We start from the raw sequence: 16,473 nt of genomic DNA on the forward strand, positions 1-16,473 counted from the left end.
TTATCCATGTTCTTGTAGAAGGTCAGAAGCGGTAGCCGACTTCCAGCCAGTACTGGCGCCCCACCTCGTAGCTGACCACGCTGGTCGAGGTGCGGCTGGCGATCTTGTTCACCTGGTCGGTGACGTTGGTAATGTCGACGTTGACGAAGAACGCCTGCTCCTTGCCGGTGGGAATATCCCAGGCCAGGCGCATGTCCCAGGTCGGTGCGCCCGGAGTGGCGACGGTTTCGTAGCGGCTGTACGTCTTGCCGTCGACTTCCGCGTCGGGGCTGACCTTGACCACTTGGTCGTAGGGGCCGCGGTAACGGAAGAAGTTGCTCACCGACAGGTGCCATTGGGGAATGTCGGTGATGGTCACCAGGCGCGCAGTCCACGGCCGGTTGAAGTCGCTGGCCGGCAGTTCCTCGTAAGGCACCAGCTTGCCGTCGTAGTAGACCGGCTCGTTGTCCATCTCTTCGCGATCCACCCCGGCTTCATAGGTGAAGCCATGGGCGCCCTTGCTCTGCGACCAGTCCAGCGCCAACTGCACGCTGGTGCTGGTGCCACCGAACCTCAGCGGTTGCAACGGGGTGACCGTGAGGCTGATGTTCTCGCTCTTGCTGGTGCCGGCGTTGAGGTAGACGTAGTAGTTCTTGCTGTAGCCGGCCGGGATTTCCGCTTCGTCCAGGTTGTAGTAGGGCTGGGTTCGGTAGATCTGGTCGTGGCCCTTGCGGTTGATGTACTTGAGCTGGAAGTCGGTGTTCAACCAGCGCTGGTTGATCCCAAGCATCAGCTCGTCATCGTAGGGGATGTCCATGCTGCGGAACTGGCTGGTGTTGAGGTTGCGGCTGGCCAGGGTCCAGTCATCGGCCTGCTGGGCACGGGTGTAACGGGCGGTGAAGGTGTCGCGCCCGTCGGCCAGGCGGTACTTGAACAGGTTGCGACCGTAGTAGCGGTTGGCGCCGAACACCAGCACGGTGCTGCGGTCGCCGAAGAAGTCGTAGTCACCGGCCAGGCGCGGGGCCAGGGTCTTCTTCTCCATGTAGTCGTCGCCCTCGAAACGCAGGCCCGGGCGCAGGGTGAGGTTGCCATAGCCGATCTCGTCCTGGACGAACAACGCGTACTGCTTCTGGTCCATCTGCAGGCGGCCGGCGCTGTAGACCATCATCGCCGATGCCCACTGGCGAGTGTCGCCACTGAGCTGCGTGCCGACCGAACACCCCCGGTCGTCGCCGCACGACGCGCCGTTGTCGCGCTTGAAGGTGGTGTAGGCCACGGCATCGTCTTCGCGTTCCCAGGTGGCACGTTGGTAGCCGAGCTCCAGGCCGGTGCTCAGGCTATGCTGGGTCGGGCCGACAGCGAAGGTCTGCCAGTCGGCCTTGAGTTTGTAGTCGAGGCCGCGCTGGGTCTGCTGCAAGCTACCGTAGCCACCTTGCTGACTGCGCGCCGTGGCGCGGTCGGGGTTGCCCCAGTCCTTGCTGGTGGACCAGTACCAGTTGTAGTACTCGTCGCTGTCGGAATCGCGCGAGGCATATAGGTCGGTCAGCGCCAGTTGCTGGGTCCAGCGGGCACTGTCGCCCTCGTAGATGGCTTTGAGCGAGGCCTGCCAGCCGCCGTTGATGTTGGTGAAACCGGAATCGCGGCTGTCCTCGCGGAAGTAGGTGTTTTCCTGGGGCGCGTAGACGATCGAGGTGTCCAGGGTCAGCCGGTCGTTGATGTTCCAGTAGGTCTTGAGCAGGAAGTTGTCGAGGGAGCGGGTCTGCTCCTGCTCGTTGTCGTTGTTGGGGCTGTTGTAGCCATTCTTGTAGGTGCGCAGCGGCAGGTACGAGCGCTTCTGGGAAAAATTCAGCAGCGCGCCGAAGTCTTCGTTGAGATGGCCTTCGAGGGTACCGCGCACGGTGGTCTTCTTGAACTCGGGCTGGCTCTGCTCGCTGGAGGAGTTCTCGAAGCTTTCCTTGTCTTCGCCACTGATGTGGTAACGGGTCCACTCCGAGCGACTCATGGCGTAGGAGATCTTGCCGTGCAGGTCCTGGGTGGGGCGCCGGGTGATGGCGTCGACCACACCGCCATTGAAGCCGCCGTATTCCACTGGCACGTTGCTGTCGTAGACCTTGATCTCTTCGAGCAGGTCGGCATCCAGGGCGATGCCGTGGGAGCGGCTGGGCGTGGAGTCGAACTGGCGGGTGTCGTTGTAGGTGTGGGAACCGGGGTCGAGGTCATTGTTGATCGAAATACCGTCGATCATGAAGTTGTTCTGGTAGAACTTGGCGCCGTTGATGCTGATGTCGGCGGGGTCGATCTCGCCGGGAGTGCTGGAGCTTTTCTGGTCGCTGCTGAACTGCACGTTGGGATGCATCTGCAGGATCGTGGTGATGTCGCCGTTGGCACCGGGGAAGGCCTGGATGGCCTTGCGGTCGACGACCGTGGCGCCCATGAAGCTGTTTTCCTCGGTATTGCCGAGGATCATCGTGTTGTGCAACTCCACCACGCCGTCGTCGGCTTGCAGCAGGCGAAACATCAGTGCGCCGTATTCGTAGTCCCAGGTGATGCCGGTGCCCAGCAGCAGCTGCGCCAGGGCGGCCTCGTTGCTGAGCTGGCCGCTGACCGTGGTGGACTGCAGGCCGTCGAGCAGGTCGGGGTCGACCGTGACCTGCAGGCCGCTTTGCTGGCCGAAGGTGATCAGCGCGATGGCGAGTTTCTGTGCCGGAATATCGAAGGGGTGGACCTGGGCCAGCACCGAACGTGGTGCGGCCTCGGGCTCGGCCTGCGCGGGCAGTGCCGCCATGGCGCAGCTGAAACCGAGCAGGCCCACGCCCACCCCATGCTTCAGGCGCAACGACCAATCCCGCGCGCTGCGCGGCTTCCGGCTTGTTGTCTGGATCATCCCACATCCCCGCACCCAGGCAGTCGCCGGGGCAAAAAATTGAATACGAATCGATATCAGTTATTGCGCGCGGGGAAGAAGACGGGGCAGTGCGGGGAATTTTCAGAAAATTGTGAAATTATTTTTTCAGAGGGGGATTTGGGGCTGCTGTGCAGCGGCCCCAGGACGCTCAAGGCTTGCTCAGCACCAACAGCCAAGGCCCATAGCTGCGCACCTCGCCCCCATGCGGGCGGACGAGGGCGCGCAACGCCGTCTCGGGCTTGCGCAGGTCATACACGCCGGTAACGCGCTTTTCGCCCAACGCCTGGTCACGCAACAGCACCTTGCCCGGCAGATAGCGCGCCAACGCTTGCACCAACTCGGCCACCGGTTGGTCATCGGCGATCAGTTGCCCCTGGCGCCAGGCAGCCACCTGCGACGGCACGAATGCCTGAACCTGCGCCAGCCCATCGCGGTAGCGCAGCCGCTGCCCGGCCGTGAGTGCCCCCGCCAGCACATGGGCGCCCTGCTCATCCGCGACCCGCACCGACCCATGCTGAACATCCACCCCCACCCGACCCGGGCGGAGCTCGACGTTGAAGGCGGTGCCGGTCACAGTCACCTCGATGGCCTCGGCATGCACCCGGAACGGCTTGCCCTTGTCAGGTTTCACCTCGAAGAAGGCCTGGCCGGTCAGCAACCTCACGTCACGCCGAGCACCGGAGTAGTCGACGGCGATAGCAGTGTCGCTGTCCATCTGCACCACGCTGCCGTCGACCAGGGTCACGTCGCGCGTCTCACCCTGCCCGGTACGGTAGTCGGCCTGCAAGCGCAGGCTCAGCGACGGCGCCACCGCGACCAGCAGGCAGGCGGCCACCGCAGCGCCCAGCCACCAGCGCCGCCGCCGTGCAGGCAGTTGCACCACGGGCGCCTTGGGCCAGTGTTGTGTGGTGGTCGGGGCCAATTGCCCGGTCAGTTGCCAGACACGCTCGGCCTTGCGGTAGGCCTCGGCATTGGCCGCGTCGCTGGCGCGCCACTGCTCGAACATCTCACGTAGATGTGGGTCGTGTGGCGCCTGTTGCAGGCGCATGAGCCAATCCAGTGCCTGCTCGCGGCGGCTGGTGATGAGATCTGCTGACGTCATGTCCGGCGTGACTCCTGGTGGCTCGAAGGTGCGGAGGCCGCGCAGGGTCGCACAGAGTTGCCCCGCTCGGCAAAAGACGCAGCAGCGCGGGCTTTTTTCACAGATCATCCTCCAGACAGGCCATGCAGTGGTTCAGGGCATCGCGCACCAGTTGATGCACCAGGCTGACCGAAACATTCAGGTGGTTGGCCACTTCTTGCAAGGTATGCCCGCCCAGGCGATGCATCTCGAAGGCGACGCGGGTGCGCTCGGGCAGATCCTCGAGGGCGCGGCTGAGCACGCTGAGCTCGTTCTGCTGGGTCACTGCCTGCTCGGGCGAGGCGCTGCTGGAGGGCAGCTCGGCAAGGATCTGGTCGCCATCGGGCTGGGCTTTTTCGGTGGCGCTGCGGCGCGTCTGGTCCAATGCCAGGTTACGCACGATGCGGTACAGGTAGCTGACCGGGTGACGGATGTCGACATCGTCGTGCTGGCGGCTGAAGCGCAACCAGGCTTCCTGCACCACATCCTCGGCACGGGCGCGGCAGCCGACGATCGGCGCGGCATAGTCGAGCAATGCCGCCCGATGGGCCAGGTAGAGCTGGAGTTTGTCGTCCGCCACGGGGTGGGTTGCCAGTGTGTTTCGAGGGCGGCGATGTTACCCGTAGTCGAGAATCATTATCAATACATGGATTGTGTTGCCTGTGCGGGCCTCTTCGCGGCTAACGCCACTCCTACAGGGATCGTGTAGGAGCGGCTTTAGCCGCGAAGCAGGCGACGTGGTCTCAGAGCCTCACACTGGCGAACGTCGACTCGTTGCGCGCCTGGCTCAACGCCCCCAGCGGCCCGCTGTGCGGCGACAGGGTCATGGCCTGCGGGATTGGCATCATCGCCACCTGCTGCGCGGTGTTGGAGCCCACGCGCTCGTCACGCGGCGGAATGCCGAAATACTCGCGGTAGCACTTGGAGAAGTGCGGCGTGGACACGAAACCACACACCGACGCCACCTCGATGATCGACATCGGGGTCTGCTTGAGCAGCTGCCGCGCGCGGATCAGGCGCAGCTTCAGGTAGTAGCGCGACGGCGAGCAATGCAGGTACTTCTGGAACAGCCGCTCGAGCTGACGCCGCGATACCGACACGTACACCGCCAATTCGTCGAGGTCGATCGGCTCTTCGAGGTTGGCCTCCATCAGCGCGACGATTTCCTGCAGCTTGGGCTGGTTGGTGCCGAGCATGTGCTTGAGCGGCACGCGCTGGTGGTCCTGCTCGTTGCGGATGCGCTCGTAGACGAACATCTCGGAGATCGCCGCCGACAGTTCGCGGCCATGATCGCGGCTGATCAGGTGCAGCATCATGTCCAGTGGTGCGGTGCCGCCGGAGCTGGTGAAGCGGTTGCGGTCGAGGGTGAACAGGCGGGTGCTCATGTTCACCCGCGGGAAGGCTTCCTGCATGGCTGCCAGGCACTCCCAATGCACGCTGCAATCGAAACCGTCGAGCAAGCCGGCGCAGGCCAGCGCCCAGCTGCCGGTGCACACCGCTCCCAGGCGGCGCGACTGGCGGGCCTGGGCCTGCAGCCAGGTGACGTGCTCACGGGTGACGCTGCGCTGGATGCCCACGCCGCCGCAGACGATCACGGTGTCGATGGGCGGAGCACTGTGCATGGCGGCATCGGGAGTGATCTGCAGGCCATCGCTGGCCCAGACCTGGCCGCCATCGGCGGTCAGCGTGTGCCAGCGGTACAGCTCGCGGCCGGACAGCTGGTTGGCCATGCGCAGCGGCTCCACGGCCGATGCCAGGGAAATGAGGGTGAAGTTGTCCAGAAGGAGAAACCCGATGGACTGCGGGGCTGTGCGGTTCTGGGTTGGATTCCCGGAGGTGTACGACGTCATCGCGATTTCTCCTCACACAAATGCTGGGGTGTGCCTCAGGCGAGCACTGATTCTTGTTATGGCCTCGGTTTCGTATGCCGGGGCTGGTGGCCAATCTCAACGCAAACGCCGTGCCTGAAATTGAACGGCTGTCCAAAAAAACCTGAAAACGACGCCTGCATCAGGCAAATCAGGTGCTTCGTTGGATGTTGGCCAGTCATCGCAAACAGGCGTGCTAGCGCGCTGCGTGTAACGGCTGAGCAATTTGGTGACACGCGCAGTGTAGGTTGCCCAGAAACGACACTCTTGAGTGTCACCGACAATGCCCATGCTGATTACGACAGGCGACGATCGGTCGGGATGAGTGGTGCACCAGGAAGGGGCGCGATGGGCGCGCAGTGCACAGGATGGATCGGTGGAAGGCCATTCGCGGGTGAACCCGCTCCTACAGGATCGCGGGTTACCTGTAGGAGCGGGTTTACCCGCGAAGAGGCCTTCGAGGCTAACTCAACGACTCAGCATTCGATGACGCTGACCGCCAGGCCACCGCGCGAGGTCTCTTTGTACTTGTCGTGCATGTCGGCGCCGGTGTCGCGCATGGTGCGGATCACCTGGTCGAGGGAGATGAAATGCTCGCCATCGCCACGCAGGGACATCTGCACGGCGTTGATCGCCTTCACCGCGGCAATCGCGTTGCGCTCGATGCACGGCACCTGGACCAACCCGCCGACCGGGTCGCAGGTCAGGCCGAGGTTGTGCTCCAGGGCGATCTCGGCAGCGTTCTCCACCTGCGCCGGGGTCGCCCCGAGCACCTCGGCCAGGCCAGCGGCGGCCATGGCGCAAGCCGAACCGACCTCGCCCTGGCAACCCACCTCGGCACCGGAAATCGACGCGTTCTTCTTGCACAGGATGCCCACCGCGGCAGCGCCGAGGAAGAAATCGACCACGCTGGATTCGTCCACTTCATCACTGAAGCGCATGTAGTAGTGCAACACCGCCGGGATGATGCCGGCCGCGCCATTGGTGGGCGCGGTCACCATGCGCCCGCCGGCGGCGTTCTCCTCGTTGACCGCCAGGGCGAACAGGTTGACCCACTCCATCGCGCTCATGGTCGAGCCGATGACGTTGGGCTTGCCGATCTCCTGCAGGCTGCGGTGCAGCTTGGCGGCGCGGCGGCGCACATTGAGGCCGCCAGGCAAGATACCCTCGTACTTGAGGCCGTTGGCGACGCATTCCTGCATGGCGTCCCAGAGCTTGTGCAGGCCGGCGCGAATCTCTGCCTCGCTGCGCCAGACCTTCTCGTTGGCCATCATCAATTGCGACACGCTGAGGTCGTTTTGCTTGCACAGGCGCAGCAGTTCGGCGGCGCTGTTGAAATCGTACGGCAGCACCGTCTGGTCGGCGTCCAGCACGCCACTGGCGGCCTGCGCCTCGTCGACCACGAAACCACCACCGACCGAGTAGTAGGTGTCGCGGTGCAGCTCGCCCTGTTCACCCTCGGCAATCAGGGTCATGGCGTTGGGGTGATAGGGCAGGTTTTCGTCCAGCAGCAGCATGTCGCGGGCCCAGACGAACTCGATGGGCAGGCGGTTATCCAGCAGCAGGGTGTCGGTTTCGCGCAGGTCGGCGATACGCGGGACGATCTGCGTCGGGTCGATGGCGTCGGGCCATTCGCCCATCAGGCCCATGATGGTGGCGTTGTCGGTGCCGTGACCGACCCCGGTGGCCGACAGCGAGCCATACAGGCGCACCTCGATCCGCTTGACCCGTTCCAGCTCGCCGCGCTCGCGCAGCCCCTGGACGAACAACGCACCGGCCCGCATGGGCCCCACGGTGTGCGAGCTGGAAGGCCCCACCCCGATCTTGAACAGGTCGAACACGCTGATGGCCATTGTCGAAACACCTCTTGCTGGGCTTGTCTCTGCGCGCCATGCGCAGGGCGGGGCAACTGCTAGGCTGATAGCTGCGAGCCGCCAGGAATGCACGCATCATCGGGCTTTTGCCTACCCCCTCGCCGTCTGCAACCGACGTACTTTTGTCCAGCTGCGCCGCTGGCTTTTCGGCCATCCGAGCGCCGCTTTCCAGCGGCCGGATGACGCAAAAACGCGGCTGCAGGGGTAGAAGAATCCATAAACGACATCGCTCGTACTGGATGCGACCCGTTACGTACTGGTTACGACCCCACCAGTAGGCGATTGCCCGGCGCTGGAGGATTATCGAAAGCGACTCGTAAAGCACGGCCACGCAACCTGCCCTCTGCAGGCCTGGTCGACCGGACCGTGAGAACGCCCGGCGACCCATGCGAACCCGAAGACAAAATCACAGGAGTCCATCCATGAAAGGTTCACCCTCGCTGTTGCTGGTTGCGTTGCTGAGTGCTCCGCTGCTGGCCCAGGCCGCCGAACCCGAGCAGTGCCGGACGGTACGCTTCTCCGATGTCGGCTGGACCGACATCACCGTCACCACGGCGACCACCAGCGTCGTGCTCGAGGCCTTGGGCTACAAGACCCACACCACGATGATCTCGGTACCGGTGACCTACAAGTCGCTGGCCACCGGCAAGGACCTGGACGTGTTTCTCGGCAACTGGATGCCGACCATGGAGAACGACATCAAGCAATACCGCGACGCCGGCACCGTGGAAACCGTGCGCGCCAACCTGGAGAACGCCAAGTACACCCTGGCTGTGCCCCAGGCGCTGTATGACAAGGGGCTGAAGGATTTCAGCGACATTGCCAAGTTCAAGAAGGAACTGGACGGCAAGATCTACGGCATCGAGCCCGGCAACGATGGCAACCGCACCATCCAGAGCATGATCGACAAGAACGCCTTCGGCCTGAAGGACGCCGGTTTCAAGATCGTCCAGTCCAGTGAGGCCGGCATGCTGTCGCAGGTCGACCGGGCGCAGAAGCGCGGCGAGGCATTGGTGTTCCTGGGCTGGGAACCGCACCCGATGAATACCCGCTTCAAGATGCAGTACCTCACCGGCGGGGACGAGTTCTTCGGCCCCGACTTCGGCAAGGCCACCGTGCTCACCAACACCCGCAAGGGCTACGTGGATGAATGCAGTAACGTCGGCCAGCTGCTGAAGAACCTGTCGTTCGAACTCAAGGATGAAAGCACCATGATGGGCTATGTCCTGGACGACAAGATGAAGCCCGAGGCGGCCGCCAAGAAGTGGCTGAAAGACAACCCCGCCAAGCTGGACACCTGGCTCGCTGGCGTCACCACCGTGGATGGCAAACCCGGCCTCGAGGCGGCCAAAGCCAAGCTCGCTCAATAACGTAATACGCCGTAGCGCTACCTCGGGGCGGGACCGTGCCCGCCCCGGACTGATTTCAATCTTTGCAGGTGGAAGCTCGCTATCATGCTCATCGATCAAAAAATACCCCTGGGCCAGTACATCGCGTCGTTCGTCGAATGGCTGACCCAGAATGGCGCCGATTATTTCGACGCCATCGCCCAAGGCCTGGAATTCATGATCCATGGCGTCACCAGTGCCCTGACCTGGTTCAACCCCTACGTCCTCGTCGCCCTGTTCGCCGCCCTCGCGCACCTGATCCAGCGCAAGTGGGCGCTGACCGTGTTCGTCGCCCTCTCCTTCCTGCTGATCCTCAACCTGGGCTACTGGCAGGAAACCATGGAAACCTTGGCGCAGGTCACCTTCGCCACGGTGGTCTGCGTGGCCATCGGCGTGCCGCTGGGCATCGTCGCCGCGCACAAGCCGATGTTCTACACCGCCATGCGCCCGGTACTCGACCTGATGCAGACCGTGCCGACCTTCGTCTACCTGATCCCGACCCTGACCCTGTTCGGCCTGGGCGTGGTGCCGGGGCTGATCTCGACGGTGGTGTTCGCCATCGCCGCGCCCATCCGCCTCACCTACCTGGGCATCTGCGACGTGCCGCAGGAGCTCATGGACGCCGGCAAGGCGTTCGGTTGCTCGCGCCGCCAGCTGCTCACCCGTATCGAACTGCCGCACGCGATGCCGAGCATCGCCGCCGGCGTCACCCAGTGCATCATGCTGTCGCTGTCGATGGTGGTGATCGCCGCCCTGGTGGGCGCCGACGGCCTGGGCAAACCTGTGGTCAACGCACTGAACACCGCCGATATTTCCCTGGGCTTCGAAGCAGGCCTGGCGATCGTGTTGCTGGCAATCATGCTCGACCGTATCTGCAAGCAACCGGAGCTGCCGGTAAGGGGTGAAGCATGAGCATCATTCGATTCGAAGACGTCGACGTCATCTTCTCCAACAAGCCGCGCGAAGCCCTGGCGCTGCTCGACAAGGGCCAGAGCCGCGAGCAGATCCTCAAGCAGACCGGCCTGGTGGTGGGCGTCGAAAAAGCCAACCTGGACATCAACAAGGGCGAGATCTGCGTGCTGATGGGCCTGTCGGGCTCGGGCAAGTCGAGCCTGCTGCGCTGCATCAATGGCCTCAATACCGTGAGCCGCGGCAAGCTGTTCGTCGAGCACGAAGGCAAGCACATCGACATCGCCCACTGCACGCCGGCAGAGCTGAAGATGATGCGCACCAAGCGCATCGCCATGGTGTTCCAGAAGTTCGCCCTGATGCCCTGGCTGACGGTGCGCGAGAACATCAGCTTCGGCCTCGAGATGCAGGGCCGCCCGGAAAAGGAGCGGCGCAAGCTGGTCGACGAGAAGCTCGAACTGGTCGGCCTGACCCAATGGCGCAACAAGAAGCCCGACGAGCTCTCCGGCGGCATGCAGCAGCGCGTGGGCCTGGCCCGGGCATTGGCGATGGATGCCGACATCCTGTTGATGGACGAACCATTCTCGGCGCTCGACCCGCTGATCCGCCAGGGTTTGCAGGACGAGTTGCTTGAATTGCAGCGCAAGTTGAGCAAGACCATCGTGTTCGTCAGCCACGACCTCGACGAAGCGCTGAAGCTGGGCAGCCGCATCGCCATCATGAAGGACGGGCGGATCATTCAGTACAGCAAGCCGGAAGAAATCGTGCTGAACCCGGCCGACGAATACGTGCGTACCTTCGTCGCGCATACCAATCCGTTGAACGTGCTGTGCGGTCGCAGCCTGATGCGCAGCCTGGACAACTGCAAGCGGGTCAATGGTTCGATATGCCTCGATCCGGGTGGCGATTCGTGGATCGACCTGGGCGAAGGCAACTCGATCAAGCGAGCGCGTCAGGGGCAGAACGGGCTGGACATGCAGAACTGGGCGCCAGGGCAGGCCGTGGAAGGCTTGGGCCGCAAGCCGACGTTGGTGCATGCCGACATTGGCATGCGTGAAGCGCTGCAGATTCGTTACCAGACGGGGAACAAGCTGGTGCTGCAGGAGAATGACAAGGTGGTGGGGATTCTTGGGGATACCGAGCTTTACCATGCTTTGCTTGGCAAGAATCACGGGTGATGCAATTGGGGCCGCTTTGCGGCCCATTCGCGGCTAAAGCCGCTCCTACAGGGAATCACGAGGATGCGATTGGGGCTGCGTTGCAGCCCATCGCGGCGCAAGGCCGCTCCTACAGGGGAACGCGTATCCCTGTAGGAGCGGGCTTGCCCGCGAAGGGCTGCAAAGCAGCCCCAATCGATGGTTCAGCGCACCACGATCCCGCGCGAAGCCATGTAGGCCTTGGCCTCCGGCACCGTGTACTCGCCAAAGTGGAAGATACTGGCCGCCAGCACCGCGCTGGCATGCCCTTGCAGAATCCCGTCCGCCAGGTGCTGCAGGTTGCCCACACCACCCGAGGCGATCACCGGAATCCCCAACGCATCGCTGATGGCACGGGTCACGCCCAGGTCGAAGCCGTTCTTCATGCCGTCCTGGTCCATGCTGGTCAGCAGGATCTCACCGGCACCCAGGCCTTCCATCTTCTTCGCCCATTCAACGGCGTCCAGCCCGGTCGGTTTGCGCCCGCCATGGGTGAAGATCTCCCAGCGCGGCTCCTCGCCGGCTGCCGATACCTTCTTGGCGTCGATCGCGACAACGATGCACTGCGAACCGAAACGGTCCGCCGCTTCACCGACGAACTCCGGGTTGAACACCGCGGCGGTGTTGATCGAAACCTTGTCGGCACCGGCATTGAGCAGGTTGCGGATGTCCTGCACGGTGCGCACGCCACCGCCCACGGTCAGCGGGATGAACACCTGGCTGGCCATGCGCTCGACCGTGTGCAGGGTGGTGTCGCGGCCATCGACGCTGGCGGTGATGTCGAGGAAGGTGATTTCGTCGGCACCCTGCTCGTTGTAGCGACGGGCGATTTCCACCGGGTCGCCGGCGTCACGGATGTTCTCGAACTTGACGCCCTTGACCACCCGGCCGTTGTCCACGTCCAGGCAAGGGATGATGCGCTTGGCCAGTGCCATGGTTCAGTCCTCAGCCTTGATAGTTGTCGCAGAAGGCCTGGGCCTCGGCGACATCCAGGGTGCCTTCGTAGATGGCGCGGCCAGTGATGGCGCCGATGATGCCAGGGGCCTTGGCGTCCAGCAGGGCCTTGATGTCACCCAGGTTGTGGATGCCGCCCGAGGCGATCACCGGGATCGAGGTGGCTTCGGCCAGGGCCTTGGTGAAGGGCACGTTGCAGCCCTGCATCATGCCGTCCTTGGCGATGTCGGTGTAGACGATCGCCGAGACGCCATCGGCCTCGAAGCGCTTGGCCAGGTCGATGACCTGCACCGAGCTGACCTCGGCCCAACCGTCGGTGGCGACGAAGCCGTCTTTCGCATCCAGGCCGACGATGACCTTGCCCGGGAAGGCCTTGCACGCTTCGGCGACGAACTCGGGCTGCTTGACCGCCTTGGTGCCGATGATCACGTAGCTGACGCCGGCCTTGACGTAGTGCTCGATGGTTTCCAGCGAGCGAATGCCGCCGCCGATCTGGATCGGCAGGTTCGGGTAGCGTTTGGCGATGGCGGTGACCACCTCACCGTTGACCGGCTGGCCTTCGAAGGCGCCGTTGAGGTCGACCAGGTGCAGGCGGCGGCAGCCACCCTCGACCCACTTGGCGGCCATGCTCACCGGGTCGTCGGAAAACACCGTGGAGTCTTCCATGCGGCCTTGGCGCAGGCGCACGCAGGCACCGTCCTTCAGATCGATAGCGGGGATAATCAGCATCTTGGGAACCTGTCTGTTCTTGGGGTTTCAGGGCTTTTCGAGCGCCCACAGATCGCTTTCGATGCTCTCGAACCGCTCCTTGAGGTGCAGCTGAACATCGGCAATCGCCCTGTTGTAGTAATGGGGTGCAATTTCTTTGCTGAACAGCTCGAGGACCTCGGCCACCTCGAACGACCCGAGCTCCAGCTCGAAGCGGTCTTCGAGGAAGCGCTTCAAGGTGTCGAGCGCCTCGCGCTCCTGCTCGGGGGCCAGGGTGATGACTGGGGCCTTGGTCTTCGATCGGCTCATTTACCAGCGCCCGTCCCAGGCCACGAAGTTCTGCAGCAGTTGCAGGCCATGGGTGTGGCTCTTCTCCGGGTGGAACTGCACGGCAAAGCGCGAACCGTCGGCCAGCGCGGCGGCGAAGTCGACGCCATAGTGGCCGCGACCGACCACCTGGCCTGGCTTGCCGGCATTGATGTAGTAGCTGTGCACGAAATAGAAGCGCGCGCGATCGGAAATGTCATGCCACAGCGGGTGGTCGATGGTCTGGCTGACTTCGTTCCAGCCCATGTGCGGCACCTTGAGGTGCTCGCCGTCTTCCTGCAGGCCCTTGCCGAAGAACTTCACCTGGCCAGGGAACAGGCCGATGCAATCGACGCCTTCGTTCTCTTCACTATGCTCGAGCAGCGCCTGCATGCCGACGCAGATGCCGAGAAACGGACGGTCCTGGCTGACCTCGCGGACCAGGCTGTCGAAGCCCAGGCGGCGGATCTCGGCCATGCAGTCGCGGATCGCGCCGACACCTGGGAACACCACGCGGTCGGCTTCGCGGATCACTGCGGCGTCGCTGGTGACCAGCACCTTGCCGGCGCCCACGTGCTCAAGCGCCTTGGCTACCGAATGCAGGTTGCCCATGCCATAGTCGATTACGGCTACCGTCTGCATTTACAGGCACCCTTTGGTCGACGGCATCTGCCCCGCCATGCGCTCGTCGAGGGTCACGGCCATGCGCAGCGCACGGCCGAAGGCCTTGAACACGGTCTCGATCTGGTGGTGGGTGTTGTGGCCACGCAGGTTGTCGATGTGCAGGGTCACCAGGGCGTGGTTGACGAAGCCCTGGAAGAACTCCTGGAACAGGTCGACATCGAAGCCGCCGACGCTGGCGCGGGTATATGGCACGTGCATCTGCAAGCCTGGGCGACCGGAGAAGTCGATGACCACGCGCGACAGCGCTTCGTCCAGCGGCACGTAGGCATGGCCGTAGCGGAAGATGCCTTTCTTGTCGCCGATGGCCTGGGCGAAGGCCTGGCCGAGGGTGATACCGACGTCTTCGACGGTATGGTGATCGTCGATATGCAGGTCGCCCTTGCACTCGATATCCAGGTCGATCAGCCCGTGGCGAGCGATCTGGTCAAGCATGTGTTCAAGGAACGGCACGCCGATATCGAATCGGGCCTTGCCACTGCCATCGAGGTTGATCGAGCACTTGACCTGGGTTTCCAGGGTATTGCGCTCGACGGAAGCCTTACGTTCGACCATCACCAGCTCCGCAAAATCATTGGGCGAAAAGGGCTCCATTATAGGCCCAGAACGCGCCGGCTTGAAACGCGGATGACATATGGCAAGGCAAGGAATTGCGGGGATGGACGGGCCTACAGGTCTATACAACCGGGTAATTGGGGCTGCTTTGCAGCCCATCGCGGCGCAAGGCCGCTCCTACAGGGGATCGCGTAATCCCGGCGCTACGCGATCCCTGTAGGAGCGGCCTTGCGCCGCGATGGGCCGCAAAGCGGCCCCACACCACTATCTCAATGGAACAAGACGGCGGTCTTCTGCAAGGTCACCCAAACACCCCAAGCCAGCGGCACGACCACCACCGCCCAGGCCAGCAACACCAGCGGCAGGCTGCCCGGCGCGGCGTGCCATTCCAGCGACCGCGCGCCATCGGCGCCCTTGTCGTGGCTCAGCGCCCGCTCGGCAGCGAGTTCGGCTTCGGTCATGAAGTGCTTGTCGGCCACCGGGCGGATCAGCAGGTTGCAGATGAAACCCAGCACCAGCAGGCCGGCGAGGATGTACAGGGTCATGTCATAGGCCGCCGCACGCTCCACACCCGCCGCCAGCTGGTACTCGCGCAGGTAGGTGATCAGCACCGGGCCGAGCACGCCGGCTGCCGCCCAGGCAGTCAGCAACCGACCGTGGATGGCGCCGACCATCTGCGTGCCGAACAGGTCGGCCAGGTAAGCCGGCACGGTGGAGAAGCCACCGCCGTACATCGACAGGATGATGCAGAACGCCGCCACGAACAGCGCCACGTTACCCAGGTGGCCCATGTTCGGGATCAGGCTGTAGAGGCCCACGCCCAGGGCGAAGAAGGCGAAGTAGGTGTTCTTGCGGCCGATGTAGTCGGAGAACGACGCCCAGAAGAAGCGCCCGCCGATGTTGAACAGGCTCAGCAGGCCGGTGAAGCCAGCGGCGATCGCGGCGATCTGCGCCAGTTGCGTGGCGTCCAGCTGGCTGAAGCTCAGCTCGTTGCCCAGCAACTTGCCGCCGAACACTTCCTGCAGCAGCGGCGAGGCCATGCCGAGGATGCCGATACCGGCCGAGACATTCAGGCACAGCACCAGCCACACCAGCGCGAATTGTGGGGTCTTCCAGGCGACGCTGACGTGCACATGGCGGTCGGTGACCATGCCATTGCCGGCTTTCTTGGCCGGGGCGGTCCAGCCTTCAGGCTTCCAGCCGGTTGGCGGAATGCGATAGGCCAGGGCGCCAGCGGCCATGAACACGAAGTAGATCGCGGCCATCACCACGAAGCTCTGCCACACGCCGACTTCGTGCGCGTTGCCGAAATGGCCCATCAACGCGGTGGCCAGGGGTGCCCCAACCATGGCGCCGCCGCCGAAGCCCATGATCGCCATACCGGTGGCCATGCCACGCTTGTCCGGGAACCATTTGATCAGGGTCGAGACCGGCGAGATGTAGCCCAGGCCCAGGCCGATACCACCGATAACGCCGGAACCCAGCCACATCAGCCAGAGTTGGTGGGTCTTCACACCGATCGCCGAGATCAGCATACCGCCGCACCAGCACAGCGCCGAAACCAGGCCGGCCTTGCGCGGGCCGGCGTGTTCCAGCCAGCCGCCGAGCACTGCGGCCGAGCAGCCGAGGAAGACGAAGAACAGGGTGTAGATCCAGCTCAGCATCGAGATCGGCCAGTCGCACTCGGCGCTGAACAGGCGGGCGATGAAGCCCATGTCGGCGGAACAGGCGATCGGCGCGGTGATGCCGAGGGCTTGCGACAGTGGCAGCCAGAACACCGAGAAGCCGTAGGCCATGCCGATGCACAGGTGGATGGCCAGGGCTGCCGGGGGTACCAGCCAGCGGTTGAAGCCCGGGCGGGCGATGATGCGCTCCTTCGACAGGAAGCCCGGTGCGCTCGCCACCTCTCCTGCCGTGATAGTGCTGCTCATGGATTTGATCCTTTTATAGGTAGACAGTGCTGGCGGATTGAATCCCGGGCTCTTGTAGTTGCACGCTAGGCGAACTGGCCTCGTCCATGGGTAACGAAC

The 16,473-nt window shown here is 63.7% G+C and carries 14 protein-coding genes; 3 read left to right on the forward strand and 11 right to left on the reverse strand.

The features are described 5' to 3' along the window. Positions 1-22 precede the first annotated feature (22 nt). From IAE37_RS15640 to IAE37_RS15660, 5 genes are all read right to left on the reverse strand, one after another. Positions 23-2,863, reverse strand: coding sequence for a TonB-dependent receptor (locus IAE37_RS15640; RefSeq protein WP_236409984.1), 2,841 nt, complete (start codon positions 2,861-2,863; stop codon positions 23-25). 169 nt (positions 2,864-3,032) lie between these two features. Further along, a complete protein-coding gene (locus IAE37_RS15645) occupies positions 3,033-3,986 on the reverse strand; it encodes a FecR family protein (protein WP_201175004.1) in 954 nt (317 codons plus the stop codon). A gap of 97 nt (positions 3,987-4,083) precedes the next feature. Then, a complete protein-coding gene (locus IAE37_RS15650; RefSeq protein WP_201175007.1) occupies positions 4,084-4,584 on the reverse strand; it encodes a sigma-70 family RNA polymerase sigma factor in 501 nt (166 codons plus the stop codon). Between the two features lie 163 nt (positions 4,585-4,747). Further along, positions 4,748-5,854, reverse strand: coding sequence for a GlxA family transcriptional regulator (locus tag IAE37_RS15655; protein ID WP_201175008.1), 1,107 nt, complete (start codon positions 5,852-5,854; stop codon positions 4,748-4,750). A 494-nt stretch (positions 5,855-6,348) separates the two neighbouring features. Next, the gene (locus IAE37_RS15660) at positions 6,349-7,725 is read right to left on the reverse strand and encodes an L-serine ammonia-lyase (protein ID WP_201175010.1); all 1,377 of its coding nucleotides are present in this window, start codon (positions 7,723-7,725) and stop codon (positions 6,349-6,351) included. A gap of 443 nt (positions 7,726-8,168) precedes the next feature. Between IAE37_RS15660 and IAE37_RS15665 the strand changes: the two genes are divergently transcribed. The 3 genes from IAE37_RS15665 (at position 8,169) to choV (ending at position 11,221) form a co-directional block, all read left to right on the forward strand. Further along, on the forward strand, positions 8,169-9,116 hold the full coding sequence (locus tag IAE37_RS15665) for a choline ABC transporter substrate-binding protein (protein ID WP_201175012.1): 948 nt from the start codon (positions 8,169-8,171) through the stop codon (positions 9,114-9,116). Between the two features lie 81 nt (positions 9,117-9,197). Then, positions 9,198-10,046: a choline ABC transporter permease subunit gene (gene choW, locus IAE37_RS15670; RefSeq protein ID WP_201175044.1), complete on the forward strand. Its 849-nt coding sequence runs from the start codon at positions 9,198-9,200 to the stop codon at positions 10,044-10,046. Continuing rightward, positions 10,043-11,221 carry a choline ABC transporter ATP-binding protein gene (choV, locus tag IAE37_RS15675; protein WP_201175015.1) on the forward strand — a complete coding sequence of 393 codons (1,179 nt, stop codon included), beginning with the start codon at positions 10,043-10,045 and terminating at the stop codon, positions 11,219-11,221. Before choW ends, choV begins: the two co-directional genes overlap by 4 nt. Positions 11,222-11,403: 182 nt before the next feature. Here the strand turns inward: choV and hisF are convergent, their stop codons facing one another. The 6 genes from hisF to IAE37_RS15705 form a co-directional block, all read right to left on the reverse strand. Further along, entirely contained in the window at positions 11,404-12,174 is a 771-nt protein-coding gene (hisF, locus tag IAE37_RS15680; RefSeq protein ID WP_201175017.1) for an imidazole glycerol phosphate synthase subunit HisF, read from the reverse strand. A 10-nt stretch (positions 12,175-12,184) separates the two neighbouring features. After that, positions 12,185-12,922: a 1-(5-phosphoribosyl)-5-[(5-phosphoribosylamino)methylideneamino]imidazole-4-carboxamide isomerase gene (gene hisA, locus IAE37_RS15685; RefSeq protein WP_023382794.1), complete on the reverse strand. Its 738-nt coding sequence runs from the start codon at positions 12,920-12,922 to the stop codon at positions 12,185-12,187. 27 nt (positions 12,923-12,949) lie between these two features. Next, the gene (locus tag IAE37_RS15690) at positions 12,950-13,210 is read right to left on the reverse strand and encodes a DUF2164 domain-containing protein (protein WP_201175018.1); all 261 of its coding nucleotides are present in this window, start codon (positions 13,208-13,210) and stop codon (positions 12,950-12,952) included. After that, on the reverse strand, positions 13,211-13,849 hold the full coding sequence (hisH, locus tag IAE37_RS15695; protein WP_201175019.1) for an imidazole glycerol phosphate synthase subunit HisH: 639 nt from the start codon (positions 13,847-13,849) through the stop codon (positions 13,211-13,213). Further along, positions 13,850-14,443, reverse strand: a complete 594-nt coding sequence (gene hisB, locus IAE37_RS15700; protein WP_133327498.1) for an imidazoleglycerol-phosphate dehydratase HisB — start codon at positions 14,441-14,443, stop codon at positions 13,850-13,852. It lies immediately after the preceding gene. Between the two features lie 269 nt (positions 14,444-14,712). Further along, the gene (locus IAE37_RS15705) at positions 14,713-16,374 is read right to left on the reverse strand and encodes an OFA family MFS transporter (RefSeq protein WP_201175020.1); all 1,662 of its coding nucleotides are present in this window, start codon (positions 16,372-16,374) and stop codon (positions 14,713-14,715) included. Positions 16,375-16,473: the final 99 nt, after the last annotated feature.

The organism is Pseudomonas sp. S31, from assembly GCF_016648105.1.
GTDB lineage: Bacteria > Pseudomonadota > Gammaproteobacteria > Pseudomonadales > Pseudomonadaceae > Aquipseudomonas.

Excerpts from the sequence above, each read along its gene's own strand:
- IAE37_RS15690 (WP_201175018.1), bottom strand. The coding sequence starts at position 13,210 with ATGAGCCGATCGAAGACCAAGGCCCCAGTCATCACCCTGGCCCCCGAG.
- choV (WP_201175015.1), top strand. The coding sequence starts at position 10,043 with ATGAGCATCATTCGATTCGAAGACGTCGACGTCATCTTCTCCAACAAG.
- IAE37_RS15665 (WP_201175012.1), top strand. The coding sequence starts at position 8,169 with ATGAAAGGTTCACCCTCGCTGTTGCTGGTTGCGTTGCTGAGTGCTCCG.
- IAE37_RS15705 (WP_201175020.1), bottom strand. The coding sequence starts at position 16,374 with ATGAGCAGCACTATCACGGCAGGAGAGGTGGCGAGCGCACCGGGCTTC.
- IAE37_RS15645 (WP_201175004.1), bottom strand. The coding sequence starts at position 3,986 with ATGACGTCAGCAGATCTCATCACCAGCCGCCGCGAGCAGGCACTGGAT.
- IAE37_RS15655 (WP_201175008.1), bottom strand. The coding sequence starts at position 5,854 with ATGACGTCGTACACCTCCGGGAATCCAACCCAGAACCGCACAGCCCCG.
- hisH (WP_201175019.1), bottom strand. The coding sequence starts at position 13,849 with ATGCAGACGGTAGCCGTAATCGACTATGGCATGGGCAACCTGCATTCG.
- IAE37_RS15660 (WP_201175010.1), bottom strand. The coding sequence starts at position 7,725 with ATGGCCATCAGCGTGTTCGACCTGTTCAAGATCGGGGTGGGGCCTTCC.
- IAE37_RS15640 (WP_236409984.1), bottom strand. The coding sequence starts at position 2,863 with ATGATCCAGACAACAAGCCGGAAGCCGCGCAGCGCGCGGGATTGGTCG.
- hisB (WP_133327498.1), bottom strand. The coding sequence starts at position 14,443 with ATGGTCGAACGTAAGGCTTCCGTCGAGCGCAATACCCTGGAAACCCAG.
- hisF (WP_201175017.1), bottom strand. The coding sequence starts at position 12,174 with ATGGCACTGGCCAAGCGCATCATCCCTTGCCTGGACGTGGACAACGGC.
- hisA (WP_023382794.1), bottom strand. The coding sequence starts at position 12,922 with ATGCTGATTATCCCCGCTATCGATCTGAAGGACGGTGCCTGCGTGCGC.